Annotated in this window: 16 protein-coding genes; 6 read left to right on the forward strand and 10 right to left on the reverse strand. The window is 59.8% G+C overall.

Going from position 1 to position 24,419, the window contains the following annotated elements; genetic code table 11:
* Positions 1-2,684 (reverse strand): sialidase family protein (locus IRZ31_RS04380; protein ID WP_297150037.1); only part of this gene is annotated, 2,684 nt, incomplete at its 3' end.
* Positions 2,685-3,220: 536 nt separating this feature from the next.
* On the opposite strand from IRZ31_RS04380, the gene IRZ31_RS04385 reads away from it, so the two are divergent.
* Both IRZ31_RS04385 and IRZ31_RS04390 read left to right on the forward strand, forming a co-directional pair.
* Positions 3,221-4,513, forward strand: coding sequence for a helix-turn-helix transcriptional regulator (locus IRZ31_RS04385; protein ID WP_297150040.1), 1,293 nt, complete (start codon positions 3,221-3,223; stop codon positions 4,511-4,513).
* A gap of 651 nt (positions 4,514-5,164) precedes the next feature.
* Positions 5,165-7,660 carry a glycoside hydrolase family 9 protein gene (locus IRZ31_RS04390; RefSeq protein WP_297150043.1) on the forward strand — a complete coding sequence of 832 codons (2,496 nt, stop codon included), beginning with the start codon at positions 5,165-5,167 and terminating at the stop codon, positions 7,658-7,660.
* 437 nt (positions 7,661-8,097) lie between these two features.
* On the opposite strand, the gene IRZ31_RS04395 is transcribed toward IRZ31_RS04390, so the two are convergent.
* Positions 8,098-9,363: a hypothetical protein gene (locus IRZ31_RS04395; protein WP_297150047.1), complete on the reverse strand. Its 1,266-nt coding sequence runs from the start codon at positions 9,361-9,363 to the stop codon at positions 8,098-8,100.
* Positions 9,364-9,483: 120 nt separating this feature from the next.
* Positions 9,484-12,051, reverse strand: coding sequence for a glycoside hydrolase family 48 protein (locus tag IRZ31_RS04400; protein ID WP_297150050.1), 2,568 nt, complete (start codon positions 12,049-12,051; stop codon positions 9,484-9,486).
* Positions 12,052-12,746: 695 nt separating this feature from the next.
* Between IRZ31_RS04400 and IRZ31_RS04405 the strand changes: the two genes are divergently transcribed.
* On the forward strand, positions 12,747-13,667 hold the full coding sequence (locus tag IRZ31_RS04405; protein WP_297150053.1) for a hypothetical protein: 921 nt from the start codon (positions 12,747-12,749) through the stop codon (positions 13,665-13,667).
* On the opposite strand, the gene IRZ31_RS04410 is transcribed toward IRZ31_RS04405, so the two are convergent.
* On the reverse strand, positions 13,654-14,367 hold the full coding sequence (locus IRZ31_RS04410; RefSeq protein ID WP_297150055.1) for a ComF family protein: 714 nt from the start codon (positions 14,365-14,367) through the stop codon (positions 13,654-13,656). The two genes, IRZ31_RS04405 and IRZ31_RS04410, sit on opposite strands and share 14 nt — an antisense overlap.
* A 273-nt stretch (positions 14,368-14,640) precedes the next feature.
* Between IRZ31_RS04410 and IRZ31_RS04415 the strand changes: the two genes are divergently transcribed.
* A complete protein-coding gene (locus tag IRZ31_RS04415) occupies positions 14,641-15,018 on the forward strand; it encodes a hypothetical protein (protein WP_297150058.1) in 378 nt (125 codons plus the stop codon).
* Between the two features lie 706 nt (positions 15,019-15,724).
* Positions 15,725-15,925, forward strand: coding sequence for a hypothetical protein (locus tag IRZ31_RS04420; protein ID WP_297150061.1), 201 nt, complete (start codon positions 15,725-15,727; stop codon positions 15,923-15,925).
* A 367-nt stretch (positions 15,926-16,292) separates the two neighbouring features.
* Here the strand turns inward: IRZ31_RS04420 and IRZ31_RS04425 are convergent, their stop codons facing one another.
* The 4 genes from IRZ31_RS04425 to IRZ31_RS04440 form a co-directional block, all read right to left on the reverse strand.
* Complete coding sequence (locus IRZ31_RS04425) at positions 16,293-17,474, reverse strand: acyl-CoA dehydrogenase family protein (protein ID WP_297150063.1); 1,182 nt, start codon at positions 17,472-17,474, stop codon at positions 16,293-16,295.
* A 6-nt stretch (positions 17,475-17,480) separates the two neighbouring features.
* On the reverse strand, positions 17,481-18,587 hold the full coding sequence (locus IRZ31_RS04430) for an acyl-CoA dehydrogenase family protein (RefSeq protein ID WP_297150067.1): 1,107 nt from the start codon (positions 18,585-18,587) through the stop codon (positions 17,481-17,483).
* 3 nt (positions 18,588-18,590) lie between these two features.
* On the reverse strand, positions 18,591-19,754 hold the full coding sequence (locus IRZ31_RS04435) for a thiolase family protein (RefSeq protein ID WP_297150070.1): 1,164 nt from the start codon (positions 19,752-19,754) through the stop codon (positions 18,591-18,593).
* A gap of 457 nt (positions 19,755-20,211) precedes the next feature.
* A complete protein-coding gene (locus IRZ31_RS04440) occupies positions 20,212-21,318 on the reverse strand; it encodes a Zn-dependent alcohol dehydrogenase (protein ID WP_297150073.1) in 1,107 nt (368 codons plus the stop codon).
* Between the two features lie 431 nt (positions 21,319-21,749).
* On the opposite strand from IRZ31_RS04440, the gene IRZ31_RS04445 reads away from it, so the two are divergent.
* Complete coding sequence (locus IRZ31_RS04445) at positions 21,750-22,718, forward strand: VOC family protein (protein WP_297150076.1); 969 nt, start codon at positions 21,750-21,752, stop codon at positions 22,716-22,718.
* Positions 22,719-23,095: 377 nt separating this feature from the next.
* Here the strand turns inward: IRZ31_RS04445 and IRZ31_RS04450 are convergent, their stop codons facing one another.
* Both IRZ31_RS04450 and mftA read right to left on the reverse strand, forming a co-directional pair.
* Positions 23,096-23,962: a mycofactocin-coupled SDR family oxidoreductase gene (locus tag IRZ31_RS04450; RefSeq protein WP_297150079.1), complete on the reverse strand. Its 867-nt coding sequence runs from the start codon at positions 23,960-23,962 to the stop codon at positions 23,096-23,098.
* Entirely contained in the window at positions 23,940-24,131 is a 192-nt protein-coding gene (gene mftA, locus IRZ31_RS04455) for a mycofactocin precursor MftA (protein ID WP_297150082.1), read from the reverse strand. Before mftA ends, IRZ31_RS04450 begins: the two co-directional genes overlap by 23 nt.
* Positions 24,132-24,419: the final 288 nt, after the last annotated feature.

Genomic DNA, 24,419 nt, shown 5'->3' on the forward strand with positions numbered 1-24,419 from the left:
ACCCGTTTAATTCGTGGGCCGCGTCCTATGTGTATATGAGCAAGGGCTACAGGCGTTGGGGTGGCGGTAGGGGTCGGTGTTGGGGTAGGAGTAACTGCCGCAGTAGGGGTTGGGGTCACCGTCGGTCGCGGCGTTGGTGTTGGGGTTGGCGTTGGGCTGACAGCTGCTGTTGGAGTAGGAGTAGCTGTCACCGTCGCTGTTGGGGTGGGCGTCGTCGCGGCTCCGGCGATATCGCCATAGACGATTCCGAAGCCGTTCGTGCCCACGTAGACGCGACCGTAGATACGCGGATCGCCGGTAATCGTCGTAATGTTGCCGTATTGATGCTGACTATCGTTAATCAGCACCCAGGTATTGCCCCCATCGTCGGAGCGGAAGATACCGCGTACGTTGCCGACGATTCCACTGATATAGATTGCCGGGTAGCTCTGACCGGGGGCGGGCATGCCAAAGCCGATCTTATCGGCACCGGCCAGGCTGGTCAGCTTTGTAAAGGTCTGGCCACCGTCGGTTGAATGCCAGAGGCCATAGTCACTGGTCCAGGCATTGCCGCCGGCTACCCAGACATCTCCCTCGTGACCTGGCACTGCTTTCACCACCACCGAGTCGCCAGCCTGGGGCAGGCCCGTCGCCGATGAGGCGGTGAAGGTGGCACCGCCATCCGTGCTGTACCAAAACTTCCCCTGACCGTAGGCGTAGAACTTTTTCGCATTGACGCGATCCGAGGCCACAACGGCATTCTGGGGCACGTTGGCCGAGGCCACCCAGCTATTGCCATTGTCGGTCGAATAGGAGACCGGCGCATTGACCGGGGCCCAAAGTACACGGCTGGCATCAGCGGCGGCGGCTACCGTGCCACCGTTCTGCGAGACGCCCGGGATATCCTTATTGCCGGCGAACCAGGTAGCGCCACCATCGTAGCTGAAAGCCGTGCTCGTCACCGGTGGGCTGGCACTTGGATTCCCGTAGCCAACGCGCACCATAAAGTTCGGGTTCTGCTCGGCGTAGTCAATGGCAGCATAGGAGCCGGCATAAGGGATGTAGTACATCTCCGAAGGTGACTTTGTGAGATCATCATGGCGGAAGCCGCTCACGTCGGCCATTGTACTGTAGAGATGAGCATTGGCCGGTGGACTCACTAAATCGGAAACGTATTCCTCCTCGATGCCAAGAGCAGTGCTCTTGAAGTTGACGATGCCGCCGTTCTGGTAGTTATCCCAGGCCGTTAGATTGTTAGTGGCGTAGAGCGTGGCGCCAGTGCCATACATCAGGCGATCCGAATTGAAGGGATCGATGTTCATCCCCTCGATCATCCAGCCCAGCTTCACCGCTGGCACTGGTGGCACCGGGTTCTTATTGCCGAAATCGAGCCAGGGGGCGTTAGAGACATCGATCGTATAGTAAAGGTTGCGGTTTGGATAGCTGGCCCAGGTCCAGATAGGTTCCCAGGTTGTGCCACCATTCGTTGTGCGGAAGAGCTGGGCGTCGGGCCACCACGAATTGACGCTGGCGACCACAATGGTGCCAGGATGCTGCCAGTCAACAGCCAGGCCGCCGTAGCCAAAGTAATCGTTGGCGCTATCGGAGCCAGGCACGGGGCTGATCTTTGTCCAGGTACCAGTGCTGGGTGTGAACTTCCAGACGTCGCCGCGACTCCCGTTATAGGGGCCTTCCCAGTCGCTGTAGGTTACATACAGCGTCCCCTGCGAATCGACCTTGCCCTGGTGGGGGAGATAGCCAGTAGAAGCGTCACTGGTTGTGCTCCAGGTCGCGCCGCCGGTGCAGGTCACCGTAGTACCGCTGACACTGCAGGTAGGCTCTCCCGGGATCGGGGCCCAGGTAGCTCCGGCGTCGGTGCTGCGGTAGATGTTGTAGGCCCCGCTGCGGTTATCGGCAACGCCGACATAGATGGTCTTGGTGGGGTTGCCAGGCGTGCCAGTCGAGGGATCGAAAGTCACCCAAACCACGCCCACTGGATCGCTGAGATAGCCGCTCGAATCGTTGGGATTCTCAGCAAAGGGGCCGGTGTCAGGGAAGTTGGTCACCTTGCTCCAGGTCACGCCATAGTCGGTACTGCGCCAGAGACCGTTGCCGCTGCGGGCACCGAAGTAGAGAATGGCGTCATCGTTGGGATCGACTGCCAGGCGCTCTCCCATGCCGCGCCCGGGCATGTTCCCGCCCATCTTAAAGGGCATTTGCGTGATCTGGAAGGTGTTGCCATAGTCGGTCGAGCGGAGGATGACCCCGTTCTGGTTGGTCCAGTTATTGGTATACATGCCGGCGGCAATGTAGAGGCGATTGGGCTGCACTGGGTCAGTAGCGATACTCTCAACGCCGGCCATATTCCAGTTGTCAGGAGTCACCCAGGCCATCAGTTGGGTCCAGGTGCCGGTTGAAGGGTTCCAGCGATAGGCTCCGCCAATGTCTGTGCGCGCGTAGATCAGGTCCTTCTGTTTAGGATTAAAGACGACGTCGACGACAAAGCCGCCACCACCGCCAGTCACTACATTCTGCCAGGTGTAGGGCTGGGTAGCTGCCGGCGCGGCGCTGGCAGCGCGTGAGTGTACACTGGCGAGGGTGATGGTGGGCAGAAGGATGGCGAAGAGGGCCAGCAAGGGCATGGCCCGCCGGGTCCATTTGGCCCATCTCGTCCACCTGCGGGGGGATGAAACGTGTTCTACCATAGCAAGCACTCCTTTGCAGCGGTAGTCATGAAAAACAGGCTGAGCGCTCAGGCGACACACAGGCATGGGGAACCTTGCTGCTCCGGCTGCTATTGGTGATGGTATCGCTCCCGGGAGCGATACCACAAGAGCAAGGGCTGAGCAGGTAGTAGGCAGGTGGGCAGCAGAGCGCCTCCTGCTCGGGAAGCAACAGTGGGGGGAATCGGAGTGATTGAAATGCATGAATATACAATTGAGGTTCATTGGCGCGACTAGAGGTTGCTACTGGCGGGCGGTAATGCTACAATAGCAATCGTAAACGGTTCCGTAATCGGTTACATAACGAATGAAACTGTTGTGATCTGCATTGTTAGGAAGCATCTCTCATTGTACAGCGGCAGGGCGCGGTGAGAGTGTACAATCGAAAGAGTGAGCAATGCAGAGAGCAACGGGATGCTGTGAGGTTGCGATCAGCAAGCAAAGGCCGTCACAGAACTGCAGAGCAGGATGCTCTCAGCAGAGAAGCCAATGCTGCGAGGTCTTTGGAGGAGACACGCATGCCGACCCCAAATCGTCGCCTTAGGCAGGCACGTGAACTACGAGGTTGGTCCCAGGCCAAAGTTGCGGAGCAGATTGGTACCGATGCCACCACGGTCAGCCGTTGGGAGAGAGGGTTGTTTTCTCCAACCCCCTACTTTCGTGAGAAGCTCTGTCAGCTCTTTGGCAAGAACGCCGAGGAGCTAGGGCTGCTAGACAGTGGCAAGGAGCAGCCTGGGGGGAGCGATGTCACGGCAATGGCGCCGGCGCTGGTAGGGAAGGAAGTAGGAGAGAACGGCCATGCGCTGCCCTGGGGAATGATGCCGCCCCAAGCGCCGTCATGGCAGCAACGCACGGACACCTTTGCCTATATTTTGCAGAGTGCGGTTCATGACGTACAGGCGCATCTCCTCTGGGAAGAGGCTTATGTACGAGTGCTCCAGGGTCAGCGAGCGCAGGCCCAGCGCTCAGGGGAAGCCAGTTTGACCGCCTTCGAGCAAGTTGGGCACATGAACGCTGCCGTTCTGCGCGAGTGGTTGCAACAGCATGGGCTGCTCACCTCGTCATCGCCCCCCTCCACTCCTTCTTCGGCTGGGGTGGTCGATCCGCCTGCGTCTCAGCAGCACCAGCACTCACCAACTGCCGCGTCAGCCCCAGGGTCTGGGTCTGGGGCCTCTGAGAGACCGGTCGGAGCCATTCGTCGCTTTGGCTATGGCCGGAGCCTGGGTTTCCTCCTGGTGCTCATGATAGTGGCCGCGGTGGTTCTTTGTGGACTTTCGCTTGGCCAGCTGCAGCCTACCGTTCTTTCCTCGCCTCGCCTTGCTGGCTCAGGGCAGGATGCCCGCACTCTTGACGCAGTCCCCGCTTCTTCAACAACTACGCCGACGCTCACCACTCCGTCGGCGACGGTGGTTCCACCTGCAAAGACATCTCAGCCCACGCAGCCCCCTTCCTCCTCTACGCCTCTGGTCCAGGCCTCGCCGACCGTCGCTGCGGCCTCCGCTGCTCTGATGATTACAGTCACTCCGGGTAAACTCACACCACGTGACTGCGTCCTTGAAGCTCTTGGCTATCGTTGCACGATAACGCTGTGGCCTTTCACTGGCCAGGCCGACAAGCTCTCCTGGCAAGCGAGTAGTCGTGATCTCCCTGTCCGTTTCAATCCGCCAGGAGGCATCTGTACCCCGGGGCAGCCGTTTGAGGTCATCACCTACATTGTGAGCAACCCTGGTCAGCAGGGTCGCCTCTTCTTTACCTTCATGATACCGTCTTCGGGCGCCACCTACACACAGATTGTGCTCTGGCAGGACTAGCCAGCTGGGCCTAGTCGTTAGCACGCTTGGTTTATGTCCCTGAACCTCGCGTGCTGCTTGGTGCCCGGCGCCAGCTCAGCCGCTGCCCTTTCACTTGGCTGAAGGGTACAGGCACCTTGGTGAGCGCAGCGGAGTGCGAGGGGGGTGTAGTAGCTCTCGCTCTCTGCTGCCCGTCAGGTGCCTAGTGACTGTCTAGCGGATGTTCTTGTGGGCATAGAGCTGGTGAGATACAGTATCTTTCCACCAGCTCTATGAGGGAAGCCGCGATCCGCTTCCGCGGTGGCTTGAGCCTAGAGCAGGGAGGGCTGCAGTTCATGTCATAAAGGGGGTGGTCAGCATCGCAGCGCAGCCGGTGGCTCATTCGCTGCTTACTCACTGCTCACTTGCCGCAAGCTTCGCCCGGCTTGCCGGTGATAGGGAGTGTGGTGACTGGTCCAGTGAACGGGTCTGGTCAAGTGTGCTGGGGCAAGGCGAGTACGGAGATAAAGGACATCTGCTATCGCTGCCTGCATCCTGTCTCAAGGCGCGCCTGCTCATGTGTTTGTCTGTCTTTGGCTCTGTGGGCCACCTCAGAGTCTCTTCGTTCGGAGGGAGGCATTGCTCTCGCTCTGTGACAGCAGGAAGGAAGATTGCGAAAGGAATTGCAGACCTATGAAAACCTTCCACCTGGGGGTACTGGTCAGGAGCAAGCTCACGCTCTCAGCGGTGGCGCTGATCGTTTTGGGGGCTTTGCTTCTGTTGACGACCTGGCTGGTCGGACCTTTTCCTCGCCCGACCTCGGTGCGCGCGGCGCCAGCCTTTAACTATGGCGAGGCGTTGCAGAAAGCCATTTACTTTTATGAGGAGCAATCGTCTGGTCCAAAGCCTTCTTGGAACCGTGTGCCCTGGATCGGCGATTCGGCGACCAAAGATGGTTCCGATGTCGGCCTCGATCTGACCGGTGGCTGGTATGATGCCGGTGACCACGTCAAGTTCGGTCTGCCGATGGCCTACACAGTGACGATGCTCTCCTGGGGGGTCATTCAATACCGCAATGCCTTCGTCCAGGATGGGCAGCTCCCCTACATCCTCAACAATATTCGCTGGGCCACGGACTACTTTATCAAGGCTCATCCTTCGCCGAATGTGCTCTATGGGCAGGTAGGCGATCCCAGTACCGACCATGCCTTCTGGGGGCCAGCTGAGGTCATGCAGATGGCCCGTCCCTCCTACAAGATTGATCCGAGCTGCCCTGGTTCCGATCTGGCCGGAGAAACCGCTGCTGCGATGGCTGCCGCTTCAATCGTCTTCCAACCAACCGATCCCTCCTATGCGAGCACGCTGCTCACCCATGCCAAGCAGCTCTACACCTTTGCCGATACTTACCGGGGCAAGTATGATGCCTGCATTACTGCCGCCAGCGGCTACTATACTTCCTTCAGTGGCTACAACGATGAGCTGGTCTGGGGGGCGATCTGGCTCTATCTGGCCACCAACGATAGCAGCTATCTCACAAAGGCCGAGAATTACTACAATAACCTCAGCTACCAGTCACAGACAAATGTCCACTCGTATCAGTGGACGATCAGCTGGGACGATGTCTCCTACGGCTGCTATATCCTGATGGCCGAGATCACAGGTCAGCAGCAGTACAAAGATGACGCACAGCGCTTTCTGGATTGGTGGACAGTCGGCGTGAACGGCTCGCGGGTGACCTATTCCCCGGGCGGCGAGGCGTTCCTGAATAGCTGGGGCTCGCTGCGCTATGCTGCTAATACGGCCTTCCTGGCCCTCGTCTATGCCGACTATCTTGGTGCGAGCAATTCGCTCTATGCCCGCTATCACGATTTTGCCGTTCAGCAGATTAATTACATTCTGGGGGCCAATCCGCGCAACTGCAGCTACATGGTAGGCTTCGGTTCCTGCTATCCCCAGACGCCACATCATCGCGAGGCGCACGATTCCTGGACAAACGATATTAACAACCCAACCTACGAGCGCCATATCCTTTACGGGGCGATGGTCGGCGGCCCCAGCTCGGCGGATGACCAGTTCAGTGATAATCGCCAGGACTATCAGACCAACGAGCCAGCTGACGATTACAATGCCGCGCTGGTAGGCGCCCTGGCCCGTCTCTACCAGGAGTACGGTGGCAGCCCGGTCTCTTCCTTGCCCGATAAGCCCAAGGATGATGATGAGATCTACGTGACAGCGGCGGTCAACGCTTCTGGCAGCAACTTTACCGAGATCAAGGCCATCTTCATTAACAAGACTGGCTGGCCGGCCCGCGTGACCAGTAATCTCTCGCTGCGCTACTACTTTACGCTAGAGCCGGGCGTGACGCCGAGCATGCTCACGCTGAACATGAACTACACTGAGTGCGGCAACCAGCTCTCTGGGCCAACTCAGTACTCGGGCAACATTTACTATGTGACGGTAAGCTGCGCCGGCGTGCTGATCTATCCAGGCGGGCAGAGCAATTATCAGAAGCAGGTCCAGTTTCGCATTACCAGCTCTGGGGCCTGGGACCCAACCAACGACTGGTCATATCAGGGTGTGGCGACGCCCGCCGGGGCGACGCCGGTGAAGGTGACCAACATTGTGGTCTTTGATGGGAATACCCAGGTCTGGGGGACGCAGCCCAATGGCACCGCGCCGACGCCGACGCCCGCGCCAACGGCCACAGCGACAGCGACTCCTACTGCCACACCGACCGCGATAGCGACCAGCACCCCGAATCCTACGCCAACACCAACACCCAGCCCGACCTCGCAGCCTACGCCGACGCCGAGTCCGACGCCGAGTCCGACGCCAAGCCCGACGCCCACGGCGGTGGCCGGTGCTAGCTGTCGGGTGCAGTATGTGATCACGGGCCAGTGGCCGGGCGGCTTTGGCGCGGTAATCAATATCACGAATACGGGGACGACGACGATCAACGGCTGGACGTTGCAGTTTAGTTTTGCGAATGGGCAGACGGTGACGCAGGGCTGGAACGGGAGCTTTAGCCAGTCGGGGAGCAAGGTGACGGTGACGAACCTGTCCTACAATGGGACGATTCCGCCGGGGACGACGCTGAGCAATGCGCCGGGCTTCAACGGGACGTGGACAGGGACGAATTCGCCGCCGACCTCCTTTACGCTCAACGGCGTAACCTGCAGCACCTCCTGACTGGGTAGCCTGGTCGCTCTGCGGGTTTGGCCTGTTGAGACGAGAAGAGAGGCTCTGCTTGCCAGGTGGGCATCAAGCCAGTCAGAAGGTTAGGGGACTGAGCGGGTGAGCGCACCCAGTGAGTGGGGATGATAAGAGCAGATAAACCTCCTCTCTTCTATCCCGTCGCCTCTAGCTGCAAGGAAGGGGAAGAGTAGCCATCAGGCTCTCTTCCCCTTCCCTTTGTTTTGCTCGTTTGCAACGTCCTTTCACTCAGGCTGATACGGACTGGAGCCTGCTTCTCTCGGCTTGAGAGAGAGCAGAGTCGGAGCCGGGTGAGAATTGGAAGAAAGGCATGGGCTGTGGGAAGCAGCTCCTATAGCCGTTGAGCCTTGTGGTCCTGACGCCTTTTGCCAGGGCCTCGCCCTTTCCTGGCCCGCCCCTGACCTGATGGTGCATCAGGGACAGAGCACGTGGATAAAGGCGTGACCGCCGTTGCTGCGTGGAATACCAACGATCCAATACTGGCCATCGATCTGGGCGATCTGATCAAGTTCACCGGCGTTGTCCGCCGTATCCTGGAGCATCTGCCACTGATGCCCATCCCAGTGAGCAATGAAGGGCTGGAAGGCGTTGCTGTCCTCACGGACGCGCCCGACGACCCAGACGCTGCCAGAGCTGCTGACGGCCACGCTGGCCAGCCAGTTGCTGTTGTCAGGGGGTACAGCTGGGGTATCGACGATCTTCCAGCTCTGGCCATCCCAATGTTCGCTCAGAAGGCGCTGGCTGGCGCTGCCCACTGCCCACAGGTTGCTGCTGTTGCTCCCATCGATCGCGTAAAGCATGCCACCACCGGAGGGAGTCAGATCGGGGCTAGCCACTGGATTCCAGGTCTGGCCGTTCCAATGCTCGATCACAGGCTGATTCACGCTCTTGCCGCCGCGGATCAGGCTGCCATACCCTACTGCCCAGACATCGTTGCTCGCCAGTGCCTTGACGCTGGTGAACTGGAGACCGCTCACTGGCTCGGGATGCTTGACAATGGTCCAGCGCTTGCCGTCCCAGTGCTCAATCAGTGAACTGAGTGGCCCTCGGGCAGGCACCTGGAAACCCACGGCCCAAACGTTATCGCCGGCGGTTCCCGAGACAGCTACCAGGGTATTCTTGCCGCCGGGTGCACCGTCAGGAGCGGTTACGACGCTCCAGTTCTTGCCATCGTAATGGATGGTTATGGCATGGGAGGCGAGGCCGTTCGTCAGTTGCTCGCCCACGGCCCAAATATTATCTGGGGCGATCTCGTCGATGCTGCGCAGGTCAAGCTGGGTCGAGAGCGGACGGAAAGAGACGCTCCACTTTTTGCCGTCCCAGTGCATGATGCCAGCGCCGATGCTCCAGACATCATGCGTAGAGAGGCCCGTAATGCCAAAGCCGGTGAAGTTGGTGGACAATTCTTGAGGAGCAGCACACCATGGCCTGGCTGGTGCCTGAGCGGTGTTCTGCCCACCAGATACGGAACTGGAGCCGTGCAAGCCCTGTAGCAGGAAGAAGGCACCGCCAGCGAGGAGACAGACCACCAGAAACAAGACGGTGAGGAGCTTGATGCGGCCTCGCGAGTCGCGTCGTGGTGCTTGCTTTTCCTCTGTGGGCAGCCTGTTATCTGGCGAAGGGGGAGGGGTATGAGGTGCATAAGACGGGTAAGGTGGTGTGTGTTGTTCTTCCATCATGCGTTGAACTCCTGCGTTTCCAATGAATTGTTGACCTTAAAAATGGGTGAAGGCGGCGGAGCGCTCCGCCGCCTTCACCTCACCGATCTTTGGCCTCAAGCAGGCTTATACAGCTGTAGCTCAACTGGTACTACAGGTTACGCCGTTGAGTGTAAAGGAGGTCGGCGGCGAATTCGTCCCTGTCCACGTCCCGTTGAAGCCCGGCGCATTGCTCAGCGTCGTCCCCGGCGGAATCGTCCCATTGTAGGACAGGTTCGTCACCGTCACCTTGCTCCCCGACTGGCTAAAGCTCCCGTTCCAGCCCTGCGTCACCGTCTGCCCATTCGCAAAACTAAACTGCAACGTCCAGCCGTTGATCGTCGTCGTCCCCGTATTCGTGATATTGATCATCGCGCCAAAGCCGCCCGGCCACTGGCCCGTGATCACATACTGCACCCGACAGCTAGTACCGGCCACCGCCGTGGGCGTCGGGCTTGGCGTCGGACTCGGCGTCGGACTTGGGGTCGGCGTAGGTGTTGGCGTGCTGGTGGCCGTCGCCGTTGGGGTCACAGTAGGACGCGGCGTCGGAGTGGCCGTTGGCGTGCTGGTAGCCGTCGGCGTCGCTCCTGGTGTGCTGGTGGCCGTCGCGGTCGGCGTGGGAGTACCCGAAGAAGAGGGTGGGAAGAGGATGTCCACGTCGGCCATTGCCATGGCGATATCGGCCTGCGCCCAGAAGCGATGGTAGTTGAACGTGGGAGCGGGGCCACCGTTCAGGTAAGCCTGCACCTTTGGCCAGTTCGGGTCCTGCGTATACTTCGGGCGCTCGGTCAGGAACGTCGTCGACGAGTTCAGCGTTGCGCCCTGGGCGTTCTTGCCAGTCCAGCCCGAGGGGATAGAGACAGAGTCGTTGAACTGGTTATAGTCGGTGCGGGTCTCGGGGTTAGAGATCCCGATGCTATCCGAATAGTTGTTCCACATATCATCGAGCAGCGTCTGTGCCAGCGTGCGCGAAGACGTATCGCCCGACTTCGCGGCGTAGAAGAGCAGGGTCTTGGCCAGCGCTGCCGTCACGCCCACGTCTGTGGTCGTATCGACCACCGTCACGTGGAGGTTCGTGTTGGCCACAGGCGTTGAGTTTGCGGTCCAGTTCTGTGAGGGCTGGCCGCTCCAGTTGAGGGTCGAGGGGATCGAGTAGGTACCGTTCGAGTTGACCGTTGTCACCGACTTGGCCCAGGCGACCCACTTGTCGAGGATCGACTTGGCCGTTGCATTACCGGTCACATAGTAGTACTCAGCCAGGCGCTCCATTGACCAGGCCTGGAAGCCGAACCAGTTATTGCTGGGAGGATCATGATAGACCGGCTCCCAGTCGTAGGCCATGCCGTAGAATGTCGGATCACCGGCAGGTGGAGCGCTGTAATTGCCGTTCCAGCTGTTCGTCGCACCGCCCGCAATAGCGCCCTCGGCGGACTGGAGCCACTGGTAGAATTGCAGCTGACGCTGCAGGCTAGTCGCCCAGTCGCTCGGGGCTGTCGGCGACTTTGGCTCAAGCGCAGGGACGTTGCTCAGTGCCCAGGCGGCCAGCGGGTTTTGATAGCCCTGGTGAGCAGAGCTGGAGCCGATACGCCAGGCCCAATTACCTACCGAGGGCAGGGCACCGCCCCAGGCGTAGTACCAGCCAAGCAGATAAGTAGCGCTGTTCTTGCCAGTGCCTGCTGGGCAGCTTGGACTCTGGCAGCCCATCGTCTTAAAGTACTTGTCGAAGAGGCTGTAGCGCAGATAGTCGCCCATCTTAGCTGCCTCGGCGATCTGGGCGGAGATCGCACTGGCCTGACCTTGAGCGCTGGCCCAGGTGTAGGCCCAGTAAGCGGCCTGCACGGTGCGTGCATCGGCATCGGGGGCGTCAGTGTAGCGCCACTGTTGCTGATAGCTGCCGCCAGGGGCTGGCTTATTGAAAAGGCTCAGGAAGCCGGTACCGTCGTTGCTGCCCCAGGTAAAGGTCTCACACTCGGGATGAACGACTGTCTTCCAAACCGACTCCGATGAGCCGCGCTGGTAGGAGTTGATAAAGGAAGGCTTGGTTGTGCCATCGCCGCAGTGGCCGTAGCCGTACCAGTTATCGGTATCGAGCAACCAGGGCATGCCATAGATGTCAGGCGTGCCATAGGTTTGCTGCAACTCGTTGAAGAGTGGATCCTGCCCAACTGGCACACTCGAATCGAGTTGGGTCGGGTAATCAGTGATGTTGGGCGACTCCGGCGCATACTGAGCAGGGCTACTGGGATTGTAGCCACTGTTGGTTGGCTGGTCAGAATGCGCAGGAATCATATACTTATCCATTGTCTGCCAGGCGTTGATGAAAGGCTGCCAGTTGCCCGTCACCTCGCCGTAGGTCGCCTCCAGCCAGATCCAGAAGCTGAAGGTCTCAGAGGTCGTCTCGTGCCCATAGTCAGGGGCCTCAACGATCAGAGTCTCCACAGAGTGGTAGGGAATTCCCAGCGAGCTGAAGTAACCGTTCGCCGGGTTCTTGATCTCGTTATAGAGCGTCAGAAAGCGTTGCGTGTAGACCGATGTGGCTTGGGCAGCACTGGCGCTCTGGTTGGCCGCTCGCGTGACTGATAACTGCTGCAAGCCCAGTACTCCTCCTGCTAGGAGGGCGAGCATCACCAGCGCCAGCGACGCGGTGCGCAAAATCCTTTTACGATTCACACTAACCTCCTTGCTATCAGACTGCGTCGGCAATCTTCAATGGCAGGTCTCCTTGCTGCCCTCTTGCTCGCAAGATACGGTGTGCAGCGCTGCCTTCTGCTCGTTCTCCGGGACGGAAGCAGGGCCGTTCCCGTCGGAACAGCTCCGAGCAGCATACCTGCTCGCTCTCACCTCCTTTCGTCCTCCGGCGAGGCCGACGGGCCTCTCTTTACCTCTCTGTTCCTTTGCCCCGTTTGCCTGTTCTTGCTCGTCTTCCCGCAACCGCTTACGTGACCGGTTACGGAAACGTTGCTTAAAAAAGGCAAACAGCTCAGATGTCAACCGGTAGTACCCCTATTGTAGGGGGCAAGCCGGGCTGGGACAACGGCAGCTACTAGGCAGCCTGTGAACAGATAGTAAGCGCGCCGTCCGTATGGGAGGCCAGTGGTTGCCTGTGGGGGAAGAAAGAGACATCGTCTGCGCTGCTCTGGTCTGTTTAGTAGCTGTCTAGTAACTGCTCTGGCAGGGGGTCCACCTCTCAGGTATAGTACTCTCTGTTCCGGGGCCTGTTCATCGGTGAACGGAACGGCTCTCTTCTGCCGGAGCTATTTTCTCTCGCAGTGCGGATAGTGAATATAGCCAGTAAAATGCTTCAAAAAGTAGATGAGCAACAGATGACCTTTTGCCGGATATCTTGCTGGCGAACACTCAGGCTTGTGGTTGCCGTGCTAGCTCTGGGCCTCCTGCTCGTGACTGCAGCGTGTGGTGATTCTGCTGGCCAGCAGAGTACGACCGCTTCGCCGGGGGTTATAGCCACCGCAACCGTCGGGGACGTCACCAGCACGGCGACCGCCGGTAGTGAGGCTACGGCCCCGCCAGCGCCGGCCTGGGATGGGGCTGACCTGCATGTGCCTGGCAACTTTGTACTGGTTCTTCCCTTACAGTTTACCCTTGCCCGGGGGGTCGTCATCAGCGACAGCGATGTCACTCCCCTTGATGAAGGGACCATTCGCGCTGAAATCACCGAGGAGTTGCGCCATCTGCTCTTCGTAATCGACAGTAACAGCAACATGAAGGTCTACAGCCCTGGTGTCTCGCCTGTCAGTGCCCACCTTGGGCGAGCAGCCAATGGGGGAGTGCAGATCACCTATAGCCAGAATGTTGATTCGCAGGCCGGTACTGTCTCCATTGCCTTTGAGGGTACCTTGCTCAACGAGCAATTCACTGTCCACTACGAGCAGTATTACAACCCTTCGGCTTTTATCAACGCCAATGCCAGCGATGTCGTTGTAACTTTCAATGCGCGCATCCGATGGATTGCCGCCTCAGAGATTCCTGCAGCCCCTAGAAACGGCAGCTATCATTTTGAGGCGAATGGGGCCGTCGTTTTGTCCTGGCAGGCCGGTCAACATGCGGTGGCCTATGAAGTCTATCGGCAGATCTCCGATGTCGATCAGCAATTTCAGTTGCTGGCCACGGTGAAAGGAACCTCCTACACTGACAGCTCCTCGCTCGCGCGCCAGAATCTCCATTCAATGAAGGGCATCACCTATGCGATTTTCTCTGTCGGACCAACGGGTGTCGAGAACCCGGGGGCCATTGTAGTGGCCATTGCTGGTCAGGCTAGCCAGGGATAGCCAGGACGAGGGCCTGCACCCTGCTCGCCCCTCCCTGAAGAAGCGCTGTCGTACAGGCTTCCAGCGTTGCCCCTGTCGTGCAGACGTCATCAATCAGCAGGATGGTACTGCCTGAAAGTGGGAGGGCACTCCTCTGGGGTTGGCACTGGAAGGCGCCAACCAGGTTCTGCCGACGCTCGCTGCTAGGGAGGCCGACCTGAGCGGCGGTGGCACGCACTCGTTGGAGCAGCGGATGGGCACAAGGAAGCCCCAGCTCGTGTGCGCAGACGTCCGCCAGAAGACGGGCATGGTTATAGCCGCGCAGGCGCTCGCGCTCGGCGTGCAGTGGCACAGCGATTACGAGATCGGCGCGCAAATGGTAGCGGCGATAGCAAGCGGCAAGCATGCCCCCCAGAGGCTGGGCCAGGCGGGTGGTCCCTCGATATTTCAGATGCTGGATACAGGTCCGCAACGGCTCCTCGTAAAGGGCGACGGCCTGCAGGGCGAACAGGCTGGAACTGGAGAAACGGCACCGTCGGCAGTCTGCGCCGCGACATGGCAGGGTACAACGCGCGCAGCGCTGCTCCTGTAAGCGAGCGATCGCGCGCAGGCAGGCGGGACAGAGCAGGCTGCCACTACTGGCACAGCCGGCGCAGCATGGAGGAAAGAGCAGATCGAGCAGGTGCTCTGCCCAATGCGTAAAGGGCAGTCTTCTCTTCACAGGGACCCCTCCTTTCTGGACGAGATGAGGCTGGTCTGGCTCGTGGTTATCAAGGGCAGCGCCAGGCCCAGGCTCTGAGTCTAAAGCCAGCGGCTGGACCTGTTGACAATGGGCTATTCCGTTGCGTGCTGGCTAGGTGGCCCACGAGAGGGAGAATAACCTCTTGGGCTGGATTGCGCAAGAAACGGGCGGTGTAATGCGATGGTACTGGCGCGGTGATATGGTATACTGAAACCAGCCATCATCACGCCTTATGGAAAGAGGGGTTTCTCGATGAGCGCACAGGAACAGCAGGCTGCCACCACAGGCGCTGGCTCCCAGCCCACGGGAACGACGGGGCAGCCAACGGAAGAGCGCCATGCCTTTGGCACGGCAAAGACGGAGAGCCTGCAAGATTCTGGCTGGTGGCGCATTGCCATTCCGGCCTTCGTTATTCTGGCTTCGGTGGCCCTTTTCTTGGTGCCTCTAGTACTCTTAATCACTCTACTGGTGACAACTTCATTTAATACGGAATCCGCGGCGGCTCACCAGGGGATTCCTCTGGCCTGGCTGTGGATCACGATGATTGTGATCGAGGTGGTGATCGCAGCCTTGATCGCCCGCGGGCTGCTAAAAATCTTTCTGACGGATAGCTGGAACTATCGCACCTGAGCCGCACTGAGGCAGAAGGGCGGGAGCACGCTCCCTTTCGCGCTGATCGCGGAGGTCAGCGGTGCCTGGCGTGTTTCCCGCCTGGATGGTACTCGACTGGACGCCTTTCTCTCCCCACCCGCTGTAGTGGCCAATGGCTGAGGTAGACAGAGAGCGGCGGGCTGAACTGGCAGGATGGAAAGGAAAGAACGGCGAAGAGGCTCTTGACTTTTAGAGGTCCTGTAGGTACACTCATTCTCAGACTTTTATGCTTATTTCTCAGTCCAGTGCAGGAACCATGCGCAGGAATGACGCCTACGAGGAGGTCTACTCTACGGAAGACAACCCTCGTGAGGGTGCGACAATGATGAAGGTTCCCTCCTATCGACGACAGAGCCTGGCTGACCGGGAAAGTAGATGCCGGCTGCTGGCTTCCCCTGTGTCTCCTCCCGTTGTGTCTTCAGTTCTCCTCCAGGAAGGGAAAGGTTCGCTGCTCTGATGATGTGAGGACGGTATGGGCCTGGCATTTACCATGCTGCACGATTCCTCTACTCCTATCCTTACCAGATTGGCTCTTTGTTCTGATCTGAGATGCACTCTGTACACAAGATGAAGCGGCCTGCGCTGACGGAGAGGTTTGCGCGTTGCAGGGATGTCACGCTAAGGCCTCTGTCCGGTGGTGTCTGGTTCAATTCGTGCCAATCCCGTGTAGAGAGGAGGTGAGAGCGTGCGAGGAAAGCTGCGTGACAAGCGCATTGACATGAAGCGCTCCCGCTTCAAATTCAAGCGGGAACGCGAGCGCGAACTTGAGGGGCGGCGTCGCCTCGTCAAGCGCGACTATCGCGACCTGGACGAGTGGCTTGACGAAGAAATGCTTGACCCGTCGGACGAAGAAGAGCAGTTCGACGAGGAAGGAGCCACGCGCTAAGGTCAAAAAGGCGGCACATGTCGGAGGGCCTCGGCCCGGCCAGTTCGGGGAAACTGAGCGCTGGCCAACTGATCTTGGACGGCGCGGCAGAGAAAGAAAGTGCCCATGAGCACGAGGGAGGCGGTAGGCAGTGTACTGGCGGAGAGCGCAAGAAGCTGCTTTCGCTGGTTCCTGCCTTTCCCGACCGACCGCGGGCCAGGACGGGAAGGCCGGATCGCACAGGATCGGAGGCTTTCGGCAGTGCCGTTTTTTTTTGCCTACGGTGGGCTGCTGGGGCCGGACGACAGCGAGAGGAAGACGGGCCAGACAGCTGGCTGATCAGCTATTCAACAGCTCAAGCCCGTCTTCCTCCCTCTCTCCTGTTTACTTAAGGAATATCAATGTTGGGGAAGAGGCGCCGGGCAATGACCAGGCGCTGAATCTGGGCAGTGCCCTCGAAGATATCGAAGACCTTAGCGTCGCGGAACCACTTCTGGATGAGCAATTTTCGCTCGCTCTCTTCGCCGGGAGCAGTGATGCGCACTGCTGTGGCAGTGGCTTTCATGACCAAAGCGCCGGCGTAAGCCTTGCTCATGGAAGCCTCTTTTGAGTTAGGAATGCGGCGGTCGGCCATCCAGGCGGCACGCCAGACCAGGAAACGGGCCATCTCGATCTCCTGGCCTAGCTCCTTTAGCTCCTCCTCCCAGGCGCGCCGTTTGTGGGGAGGATAGCCGGCGGGCAGCTCCTCGCGTAGCCACTCGCAAGCTGCCTCGTAGGCTGCGCGGGCGATGCCTACTGCCAGTGCGCCCACCATCGGCCTGGTGGCGTCGAGTGTGCCCATTGCGGCTTTGAAGCCCTCTTTCTTCTCTCCGCGCCCGGCGAGCAAGTTCTCCTTGGGAATGCGGCAATTCTCAAAGATGAGTTCTGCCGTCTGGGAGGCGCGCAGACCCATCTTCTTCTCAATGCGGCCCACGATCAGCCCCGGGGTGCCTTTAGGAACCACGAAAGGACGGATGCCTTCGCGTCCCAGCCGCTTATCGATCGTAGCGAAGGTCACGATCAGGTCGGCGCGGGCGCCATTGGTGATATAGTGCTTGTGGCCATTAATGACCCACTCATCGCCATCGAGCACGGCGGTGGTCGACATGCCAGCCACATCGGAGCCGATGCCTGGCTCAGTCAGAGCCAGGGCACCCCAGTGGAGCTGGCCGTCCATATAAATGCTCAGGAAGCGGGCCTGTTGCTCGGGTGTTCCCTGCGACAGAATCGGTGGGGCCGCCAGACCCGGCCCAGGGATGGCCGTTGCCAGAGCCGCATCCCCCCAGGCCATTTCTTCCTGGGAGATCACGGATAGCAGGTTCTCCTGTTTGACACCCTCATCCTGGCCGTAGGCCCGTGCCTGAGCTGCGGCGCCGCCCCAGTAGCGACGCTGCATATTCCAGAAAAACGACTCAGGAATCTCTTCGGTGCGGTCGCATTCCAGTGAGAGCGGACGCATCTCCTCCAGGGCCACCTGGTGGGCGTAGTCGCGGGCCGCCTGTTGCGCTTTACTCAGAGTAAAATCGATCATGGGGCATCACTCCATCGCGGCTGCATCACGCATCCACATTTCGGCGGGGTGGTCCTGCATAAAGCCAGCGCCACCCATGACCTGAATCGCATCCGTTGTGGCCGCCTGAGCCATTTTGACAGCCTGCCGTTGGGCGCTCTCTGCCTCGTGGATCAGCGTCTCATCGGCCTCGCCGCGATCCCACGAGCAAGCGGCACGCCAGGTAAGGAGGCGAGCAGCGTCGAGCTTCATAGCCATCTCGGCGATGATGAAGGCGATGCCCTGGTAAGAGACAATCGGGCGTCCGAAGGCGATGCGTTCGCGAGCGTAGGCCGAGCAATATTCGAAGGCGGCGCGCGCGGTGCCGCAGGCGATAGCGGCGCGCAGGATCTGATAGAGTGTCGCAGCGCGCACAACGCCGCTACTGCCTGCCTCACCAAGCAGAGCCTCGGCTGGCAGCTGAGCCTGGTTGAAGAGATAGGTGGCGCTGGGAGCAGCTTGCAACCCCAGCTTCTCCTCCTCGGCCTGAATGCTCAGTCCCTCCTGGGCGCCGGAAAGCACGAAGGCGCAGAGTTTGCCCTCGGGGCTCTCGCTCTCATGCTCGGATAGGCGTGCCAGGACCACGCGCAGATCAGCGCGCTGACCATGCACAACGTCGCGCTTGGTGCCGTTAAGGAGATAGCCATCGCTGGTGCGACGTGCTTGCAAGTGGATATCTGCCAGAGTATAGCCACCGGTGCGCTCGGCGAACGCCAGGCTGCCGCGCTGCAAGTAGCCGCTGGTAGAATCGCCAAAGGTGGGCAGGTAGCGCTCCTGTTGCTCGCGGCTGCCTGCCAGCCAGACTGTGAGTGGCCCCATCAGGGAACCGACGATATTGAGCGCCAGCCCCGGGTCACCGTAGGCCAGCTCCTCGGCGATCAGGGTATAGGTTACCGCTTCCAGGGGGCCAGAGCCGCCATATTCCTCGGGAAAAGGAGTTGTCAGGCCAGTTTGGGCCAGAGTCAGCCGCAGCTCATTGGGGCTGTCATGTTCTGCCTCGGCCTTGCGGGCGTGGGGCCGCAGATGATCAAGGGCGATGCTCTGAGCGAGCTTGCGAATCTCCTCCTGCTCTTCGGTGGGGGCAAAATCGAGCATAGGCTAGATCCTTTCAATGATCGTGGCTGTCGCCATGCCGTGACCGATGCACATGGTCTGTAGACCGTAGCGTCCGCCGCGGCGCTGCAGCTCGTGGACGAGCGTTGTCATCAGGCGAGCGCCGCTGGCGCCCAGGGGATGGCCCAGGGCGATGGCTCCGCCATTGACGTTGACACGGCTCATATCGGGGTCAAGCTCGCGGGCCCAGGCCAGCGGCACAGAAGCGAAGGCCTCGTTGATTTCTACGAGATCGATATCGGCCAGACGGAGCCCGGCCTTCTTGAGGACCTTCCGGGTAGCGGGAATGGGGCCACTGAGCATCAGCACAGGATCGACGCCAGCTGTGGCCATCGCCACAATGCGCGCCAGGGGTTTGAGTCCCAACTCCTGGGCCTTGCTGTCGGACATCAAGAGGACAGCGGCAGCACCATCGCTGATCTGGCTGGAGTTACCCGCAGTAATGATCCCATCGGGCTTGAAGACGGTCTTAAGGGCGGCGAGCTGCTCTAGCGAAGTATTGGGGCGAATACCCTGGTCGCTGGTCATGACTTCGCGGCTGCCATCGGGCAGGGTCACCTCGATCGGCATAATCTCCGGCTTGAAGCGTCCTTCTGCCGTGGCGGCGGCTGCACGCCGATGGCTCTCTAACGAGAAGGCGTCGGCCTCTTCGCGGGTGATGTGCCACTTCTCTGCTACCAGCTCGGCAGAAATGCCCTGGGGTACCAACGGGTAGCGCGCGATGAGCTTCTCGCTGAAGCTGGCGCCAGCCTTGTCCGAACCCATTGGAACGCGGCTCATGCTCTCAACGCCAGCGGCGATGGCGACGTCGATAGTGCCGGAGATAATGGCCTGGGCGGCAAAATGAATAGCCTGTTCGCTGGAACCGCACATGCGATTCACACTGACACCGCAGGTCTCGACGGGAAAGTCGGCGATGAGGGGGGCGACCCGCCCTATGTTGAGGCCTTGCTCGCCGATCTGGGTCACGCAGCCCATGATCACATCCTCGACAAGCCCTTTCTCAACGCCGGCCCGGCGTACAACTTCGGCCAGAGTCATAGCGGCCAGCTCGTCGGGGCGGATGCCGGTGAGCTTCCCTCTGTCAGGCTTGCCGATGCCAATGGGGGTGCGAACCGCTGCAACAATGACAGCTTCCTGGTGCTTCATGGTCCTTGCTCCTTTGCTTGCTGCCTCGTCTCTCGCCCGCTGCCCGCTCGCGGGGCAGTCGTCTCTGACGGCGGCAGTCGGGACAGACAATCACGCCTCCACTGGAGTTATTGTACGTGATCGGTGCGAATTTTTACTAGTAGCCAGCTAACAACAGACTGAACCCTGTTCGGGGTAGTTAGCCACCCAACAGAGCGGGGCAGGCGAGGAGCCGTGCGCGAGTGCTGGGTCTCTCTTGCTGGAAAGAAAGAGGATGGATAATAGACATGAAAGAAGCAGGGCACGTGTTCAGTATGGCATGGCTCTGCATCCTCCTCGGGTTCGGGACGGGAGAAGGATACAGAGCCGGTTTTGTCCTCCAGGTGAACCTCTGCCAGCAGGCAAGTCAGTGCTGACTTGTCTGCTCCGTTGAGAGCAGGTGCTCCTGCTGGGTCAGGAAGCCGCGAGTAAAGGCGGACTAGCTGAACTCGATCACGCCCCGAATGTTCCGCCCGGCGAGCAGATCGTCGTAGGCTTCATTGATCTGGTCCAGCTTGTAGGTTCGCGTCACCAGCTCATCGAGCTTGATCTTACCGCTCTCGTACATGCGCAGCAGCATAGGAATATCGTTGCGCGGCTGCGAATCGCCGAAGATGGTACCCATGAGGGTCTTCTGGTAGAGGACCATATTGAGCGGAGAGATGGGAATGGCCTGGGCCAGGAAAGGCGAGAGACCAGCCACTACCACGGTCCCATTCTTGGCGGTGGCGTTGAAGGCCTGGGCAATGGTCTCCGGTGTGGCGATCGCCTCGAAGGCATAGTCGACGCCGACGCCCCAGGTCAATTCCAGAGCCTTATTGACAGGGTCTTCCTGGCTGGAGTTGATAGTGTGGGTGGCGCCGAATTCTTTGGCCTTCTCCAGCTTGAAATCATGGATGTCAACGGCGATGATCATACGCGCCCCGGCGATAGCCGCTCCCTGCACAATGTTCATGCCGATGCCGCCGCAGCCAATGACCATCACGGTGCTGCCGGGGGTGACATGGGCCCGATGGATGACGGAGCCGACTCCGGTGGGGACGCCACAGCTCACGAGCACGGCCCGGCTCAGGGGATAGTAATCGGCAATCTTGACCACCGACATGGCGGGCACAACGGTGTATTCGCTGAAGCTGCCGATGTAGCAGAACTGGCCAATATCGCCCTTTTCGCCGTGCATGCGAAAGGTGCCGTCCAGCAAAGGACCGCTCAGCGTGCCCGCCCCCTTGTCGCAGAGGTTGCTGTGCCCGGAGACGCAGGAGGGACAGCTGCCGCAGGCGGGAATGAAGCTCATGAGAACATGGTCGCCCGGCTTCAGGTCGCTGATGCCAGGACCGACCTGCTCGACGATGCCGGCCCCTTCATGTCCGAGAGCCATTGGTAAGTAGGCTGGCAGGTCTCCTTTGACCACGTGATAATCGGAATGGCAGACGCCAGCGGCTACCATGCGTACGAGCACTTCCTGCTCTTTGGGCGGGTCAAGTTCGATCTCTTCAACGCGGATGGGGGTACCAGGTTCGTAGATGACGGCGGTTCTGGTTTTCATCGTTGAAGTCCTCTCTTCTCTTGCGAACGCTGAGAGCCCCGGGCCGACGCGGCGCCCGGACTGGCTGCCCAAGTCAGCGACAAATACAATCATCCATAAGTATACTGGAAAGGATGCTTGTTCTACAATGTCACTCTGGGGCAATCAAATGGCCGCTCTTTGTCTACCCACAACAAAACCCGGCGATAAACCCCATGACAGGCTCGGTCTGCTAGCCTTGTGCCCTCCCTTTCCATGTTGTATACTATTGTGTTTCTCCCTTACTTTTTGTAAGCAAGGGAGAAGAGAAGGGCAGCCACGAGGGAGAGCATAGGGAAGGACCCTTTCTACGCACTGGTGATGGCCCCTGTTTAGACAGCTGGTTGTAGTAGTAGAGTCGGTCAGCAAGTAAAGGAGGGCACGGCGCAGCAGCTCAGGGCCGTGCAGCAGCGATGAAAGAGCAGCAAGAGAACACCACTATCAATGCAGCAGATATGCTGCCCGCCACCACGCACATCGGCCTGGTTGCCCTGACGGTAGCCGATCTGGAGCGGGAACGGCGTTTCTACGAAGAGGTCCTTGGTTTTCAGCTGATTGGCCGAAGTGAGCGACAGATCTGGCTAGGAGCGGCTGATATGGAGGGCCAGGCAGAAGAGCCGACTATCAAGAAGCAGCCGCTGCTGCTCTTGATTGAGCAAGCTGAAGCGCCGCGACCACCGTCCTGGAGCACTGGCCTCTACCACTTCGCTATTCTGGTCCCCTCGCGACCAGCCTTGGCGCGCTCGCTGGCTCAACTAGCGGCCAGCCGCTACCCTCTCGGGGGCTATGCAGACCACCTTGTCAGTGAGGCTCTCTATCTCTCCGATCCTGAAGGCAACGGCATCGAAATCTATCGCGATCGTCCTCGCGAAACCTGGCACTGGCAAAACGGGCAGGTGGCGATGGCCACCGACCCCATTGATCTGCGGGCCATGCTCACTGAAGGGCAAGCAGAGCTAGAGAAGCAGCCCTGGCGGGGGTTGCCAGCGGGCACCACCATTGGTCATGTCCACCTGCGGGTGGCTGACCTGCGCCAGGCGGAGCACTTCTATCATCAACTACTCGGTCTGGCGGTTACTGCTCGCATGCCAGGAGCGCTCTTCGTCTCGGCGGGCGGCTATCATCATCATCTTGGCCTGAACACATGGGAGAGCCGTGGTGCGCCTGCACCACCTGAAGGTAGCCTTGGCTTGCGCCTCTTCTCTATCGAGTTGCCCACGCGGGCGGAGATCGAGAGGGTGGCTGAGCGCCTGGAAAGGGAACGTTGGCCGATCGAGCGCCACGGCGAGATCATTGCTGTGCGTGATCCCTGGCGTCATCTCGTGCTGCTCACACCCGAAGGGAAACGCCAGCCCGACAACCTGGAGGCCTGGCTGGCATAGCGGCGCTCTGCCTTGCCAGGTTTAGAAAGCCAGCGCGGTCTGCAGGGTCCCCTTACCCGCCCTCGCCGACGAACCTCGACCCAACACATGGTAGTGCACGCTGTACTGTACGAAGTACCCTTGTGCGCGGTCCAGGCGTGATAGTGCACAAGAGCCTGCCTTGGGGCTTGCAAGACTGCATGCAACGCTTCAGGCCGTTGCCCACCTTTGTGTTCGCTGCCGAAATTCGCTTGCTACCAGCTAAAAAGCTTTTACCCTGCAACCGCGCTGGTGGGTGCTTCGTCCCTAGCGCCTTTCTATCGCTGCGGGAGAAGCCTTGAAGCCAAAACAGATCGCTAAAGAAAAAGAAGGAGAAACAAAAGAAAGAGAGGATTGCTCTAACGAGTCAAATAACCGGCGTCAACGGGCAGAGCGCAGCCCGTTAAGTGTCGCGCCTCATCGGAAGCCAGCCAGAGCACGGCGGCGCTCACGTCCTCGGGCGGCAGCAGATTGCGATCGCTGAAGAGATTCATCTGATTCATCTGGCTGACCATATGTTCGTAAGTGGCTTGAGGGCCGGGGCCGCCGGCGAAGAGGTCGTAGAGGGCCTGGTTGAGGCACATCGTGGTGGCCACGCTGGTGGGGCAGACGGCATTGACATTAATATTGTAGGGGGCCAGCTCGCGAGCCAGCGTCTTCACCAGACCGATCACCCCGTGCTTGGCGGCCACGTAGTGGGCCAGGTGATCCATGCCTCTGAAGCTGGCCGTAGAGCCGATGCAGATGATTTTCCCCTGGCGCCGCTCCAGCATCTGAGGAATAGCCACCTTGCAGGTGATCCAGACGCCCTTGAGGTCGACGTTCATGGTCTCATCCCACTGCTCCTCTGTCATCTGCCAGCTCAGAGCGAAGGAATAGAGGCCGGCGTTGGCCACCACCACATCGATCGGTCCCAACTCCCGGCGAGCGCGTTCAGCCAGGGCCTCCATTGCTGGGAGATCAGTCACATCCACCTGAGCGGCAATCACCGGGCGTCCCAGGGCCTCAATCTCCCTGGCCACAGCAGCCAGCTCCTCGGGACTGGCCAGCGGATAAGGGACGCTGCGGTATTGGCGGCAGGCATCGCAGATCACCAGGCGTGCCCCTTCGCGGGCAAAAGCCAGAGCATGCGCGCGACCCTGGCCGCGCGCTGCACCGGTGATCAGAACGACGCGATCGGCAAAGCGCCCTCCAGCCGCCGGGCTAGTAGACTCCGCAGATGCCATCGATCGTGAAGTCCTCGATAATCAGCTCCTCTTCAAACTCCTCCTCGGCCTCGGCTCCTGTGGTCTGCTCATCCACCAGCGAGGAGGGCAGCACTGGCTCTGTCTGACTGTAGGCAGACTGTTCTTCTGCTTCTGGGAAGTATCGGTCGTGCTCAAAGAGGAACTCCATGCTTGCTATTGCTCCTTCTAGGGCTAGCCTGCTGAGGCGTCGCAGCCAGGGAAAGAGAAACGAAAGCTTGCAGGCACCTGGTAGCGGCCTCTCTTTCTCTTCTCGACTGGCTCATGCCGGTCTTATTCAAGGATACCATCCTTGAGGGCGGCAGGCAAGGCCAGGCAGGCTAGCGCAGACGGGGCCTGTCCGAGGAAGGCTCTCGGTCAGTGAAGAAAGAGGCTCCACACCAGGCCAGGAGCAACAGCATCCTGCCAGGCGCGGAGCCTGACGCCATCAGCTACAAAG

This window comes from Thermogemmatispora sp., from assembly GCF_019683635.1.
Taxonomy (GTDB): Bacteria; Chloroflexota; Ktedonobacteria; order Ktedonobacterales; family Ktedonobacteraceae; genus Thermogemmatispora.

What these genes read in the sequence shown, in the direction of transcription:
- IRZ31_RS04385 (WP_297150040.1), top strand. Translation starts at nt 3,221, where the DNA reads ATGCCGACCCCAAATCGTCGCCTTAGGCAGGCACGTGAACTACGAGGT.
- IRZ31_RS04390 (WP_297150043.1), top strand. Translation starts at nt 5,165, where the DNA reads ATGAAAACCTTCCACCTGGGGGTACTGGTCAGGAGCAAGCTCACGCTC.
- IRZ31_RS04395 (WP_297150047.1), bottom strand. Translation starts at nt 9,363, where the DNA reads ATGATGGAAGAACAACACACACCACCTTACCCGTCTTATGCACCTCAT.
- IRZ31_RS04415 (WP_297150058.1), top strand. Translation starts at nt 14,641, where the DNA reads ATGAGCGCACAGGAACAGCAGGCTGCCACCACAGGCGCTGGCTCCCAG.
- IRZ31_RS04425 (WP_297150063.1), bottom strand. Translation starts at nt 17,474, where the DNA reads ATGATCGATTTTACTCTGAGTAAAGCGCAACAGGCGGCCCGCGACTAC.
- IRZ31_RS04430 (WP_297150067.1), bottom strand. Translation starts at nt 18,587, where the DNA reads ATGCTCGATTTTGCCCCCACCGAAGAGCAGGAGGAGATTCGCAAGCTC.
- IRZ31_RS04435 (WP_297150070.1), bottom strand. Translation starts at nt 19,754, where the DNA reads ATGAAGCACCAGGAAGCTGTCATTGTTGCAGCGGTTCGCACCCCCATT.
- IRZ31_RS04440 (WP_297150073.1), bottom strand. Translation starts at nt 21,318, where the DNA reads ATGAAAACCAGAACCGCCGTCATCTACGAACCTGGTACCCCCATCCGC.
- IRZ31_RS04445 (WP_297150076.1), top strand. Translation starts at nt 21,750, where the DNA reads ATGAAAGAGCAGCAAGAGAACACCACTATCAATGCAGCAGATATGCTG.
- IRZ31_RS04450 (WP_297150079.1), bottom strand. Translation starts at nt 23,962, where the DNA reads ATGGCATCTGCGGAGTCTACTAGCCCGGCGGCTGGAGGGCGCTTTGCC.
- mftA (WP_297150082.1), bottom strand. Translation starts at nt 24,131, where the DNA reads ATGGAGTTCCTCTTTGAGCACGACCGATACTTCCCAGAAGCAGAAGAA.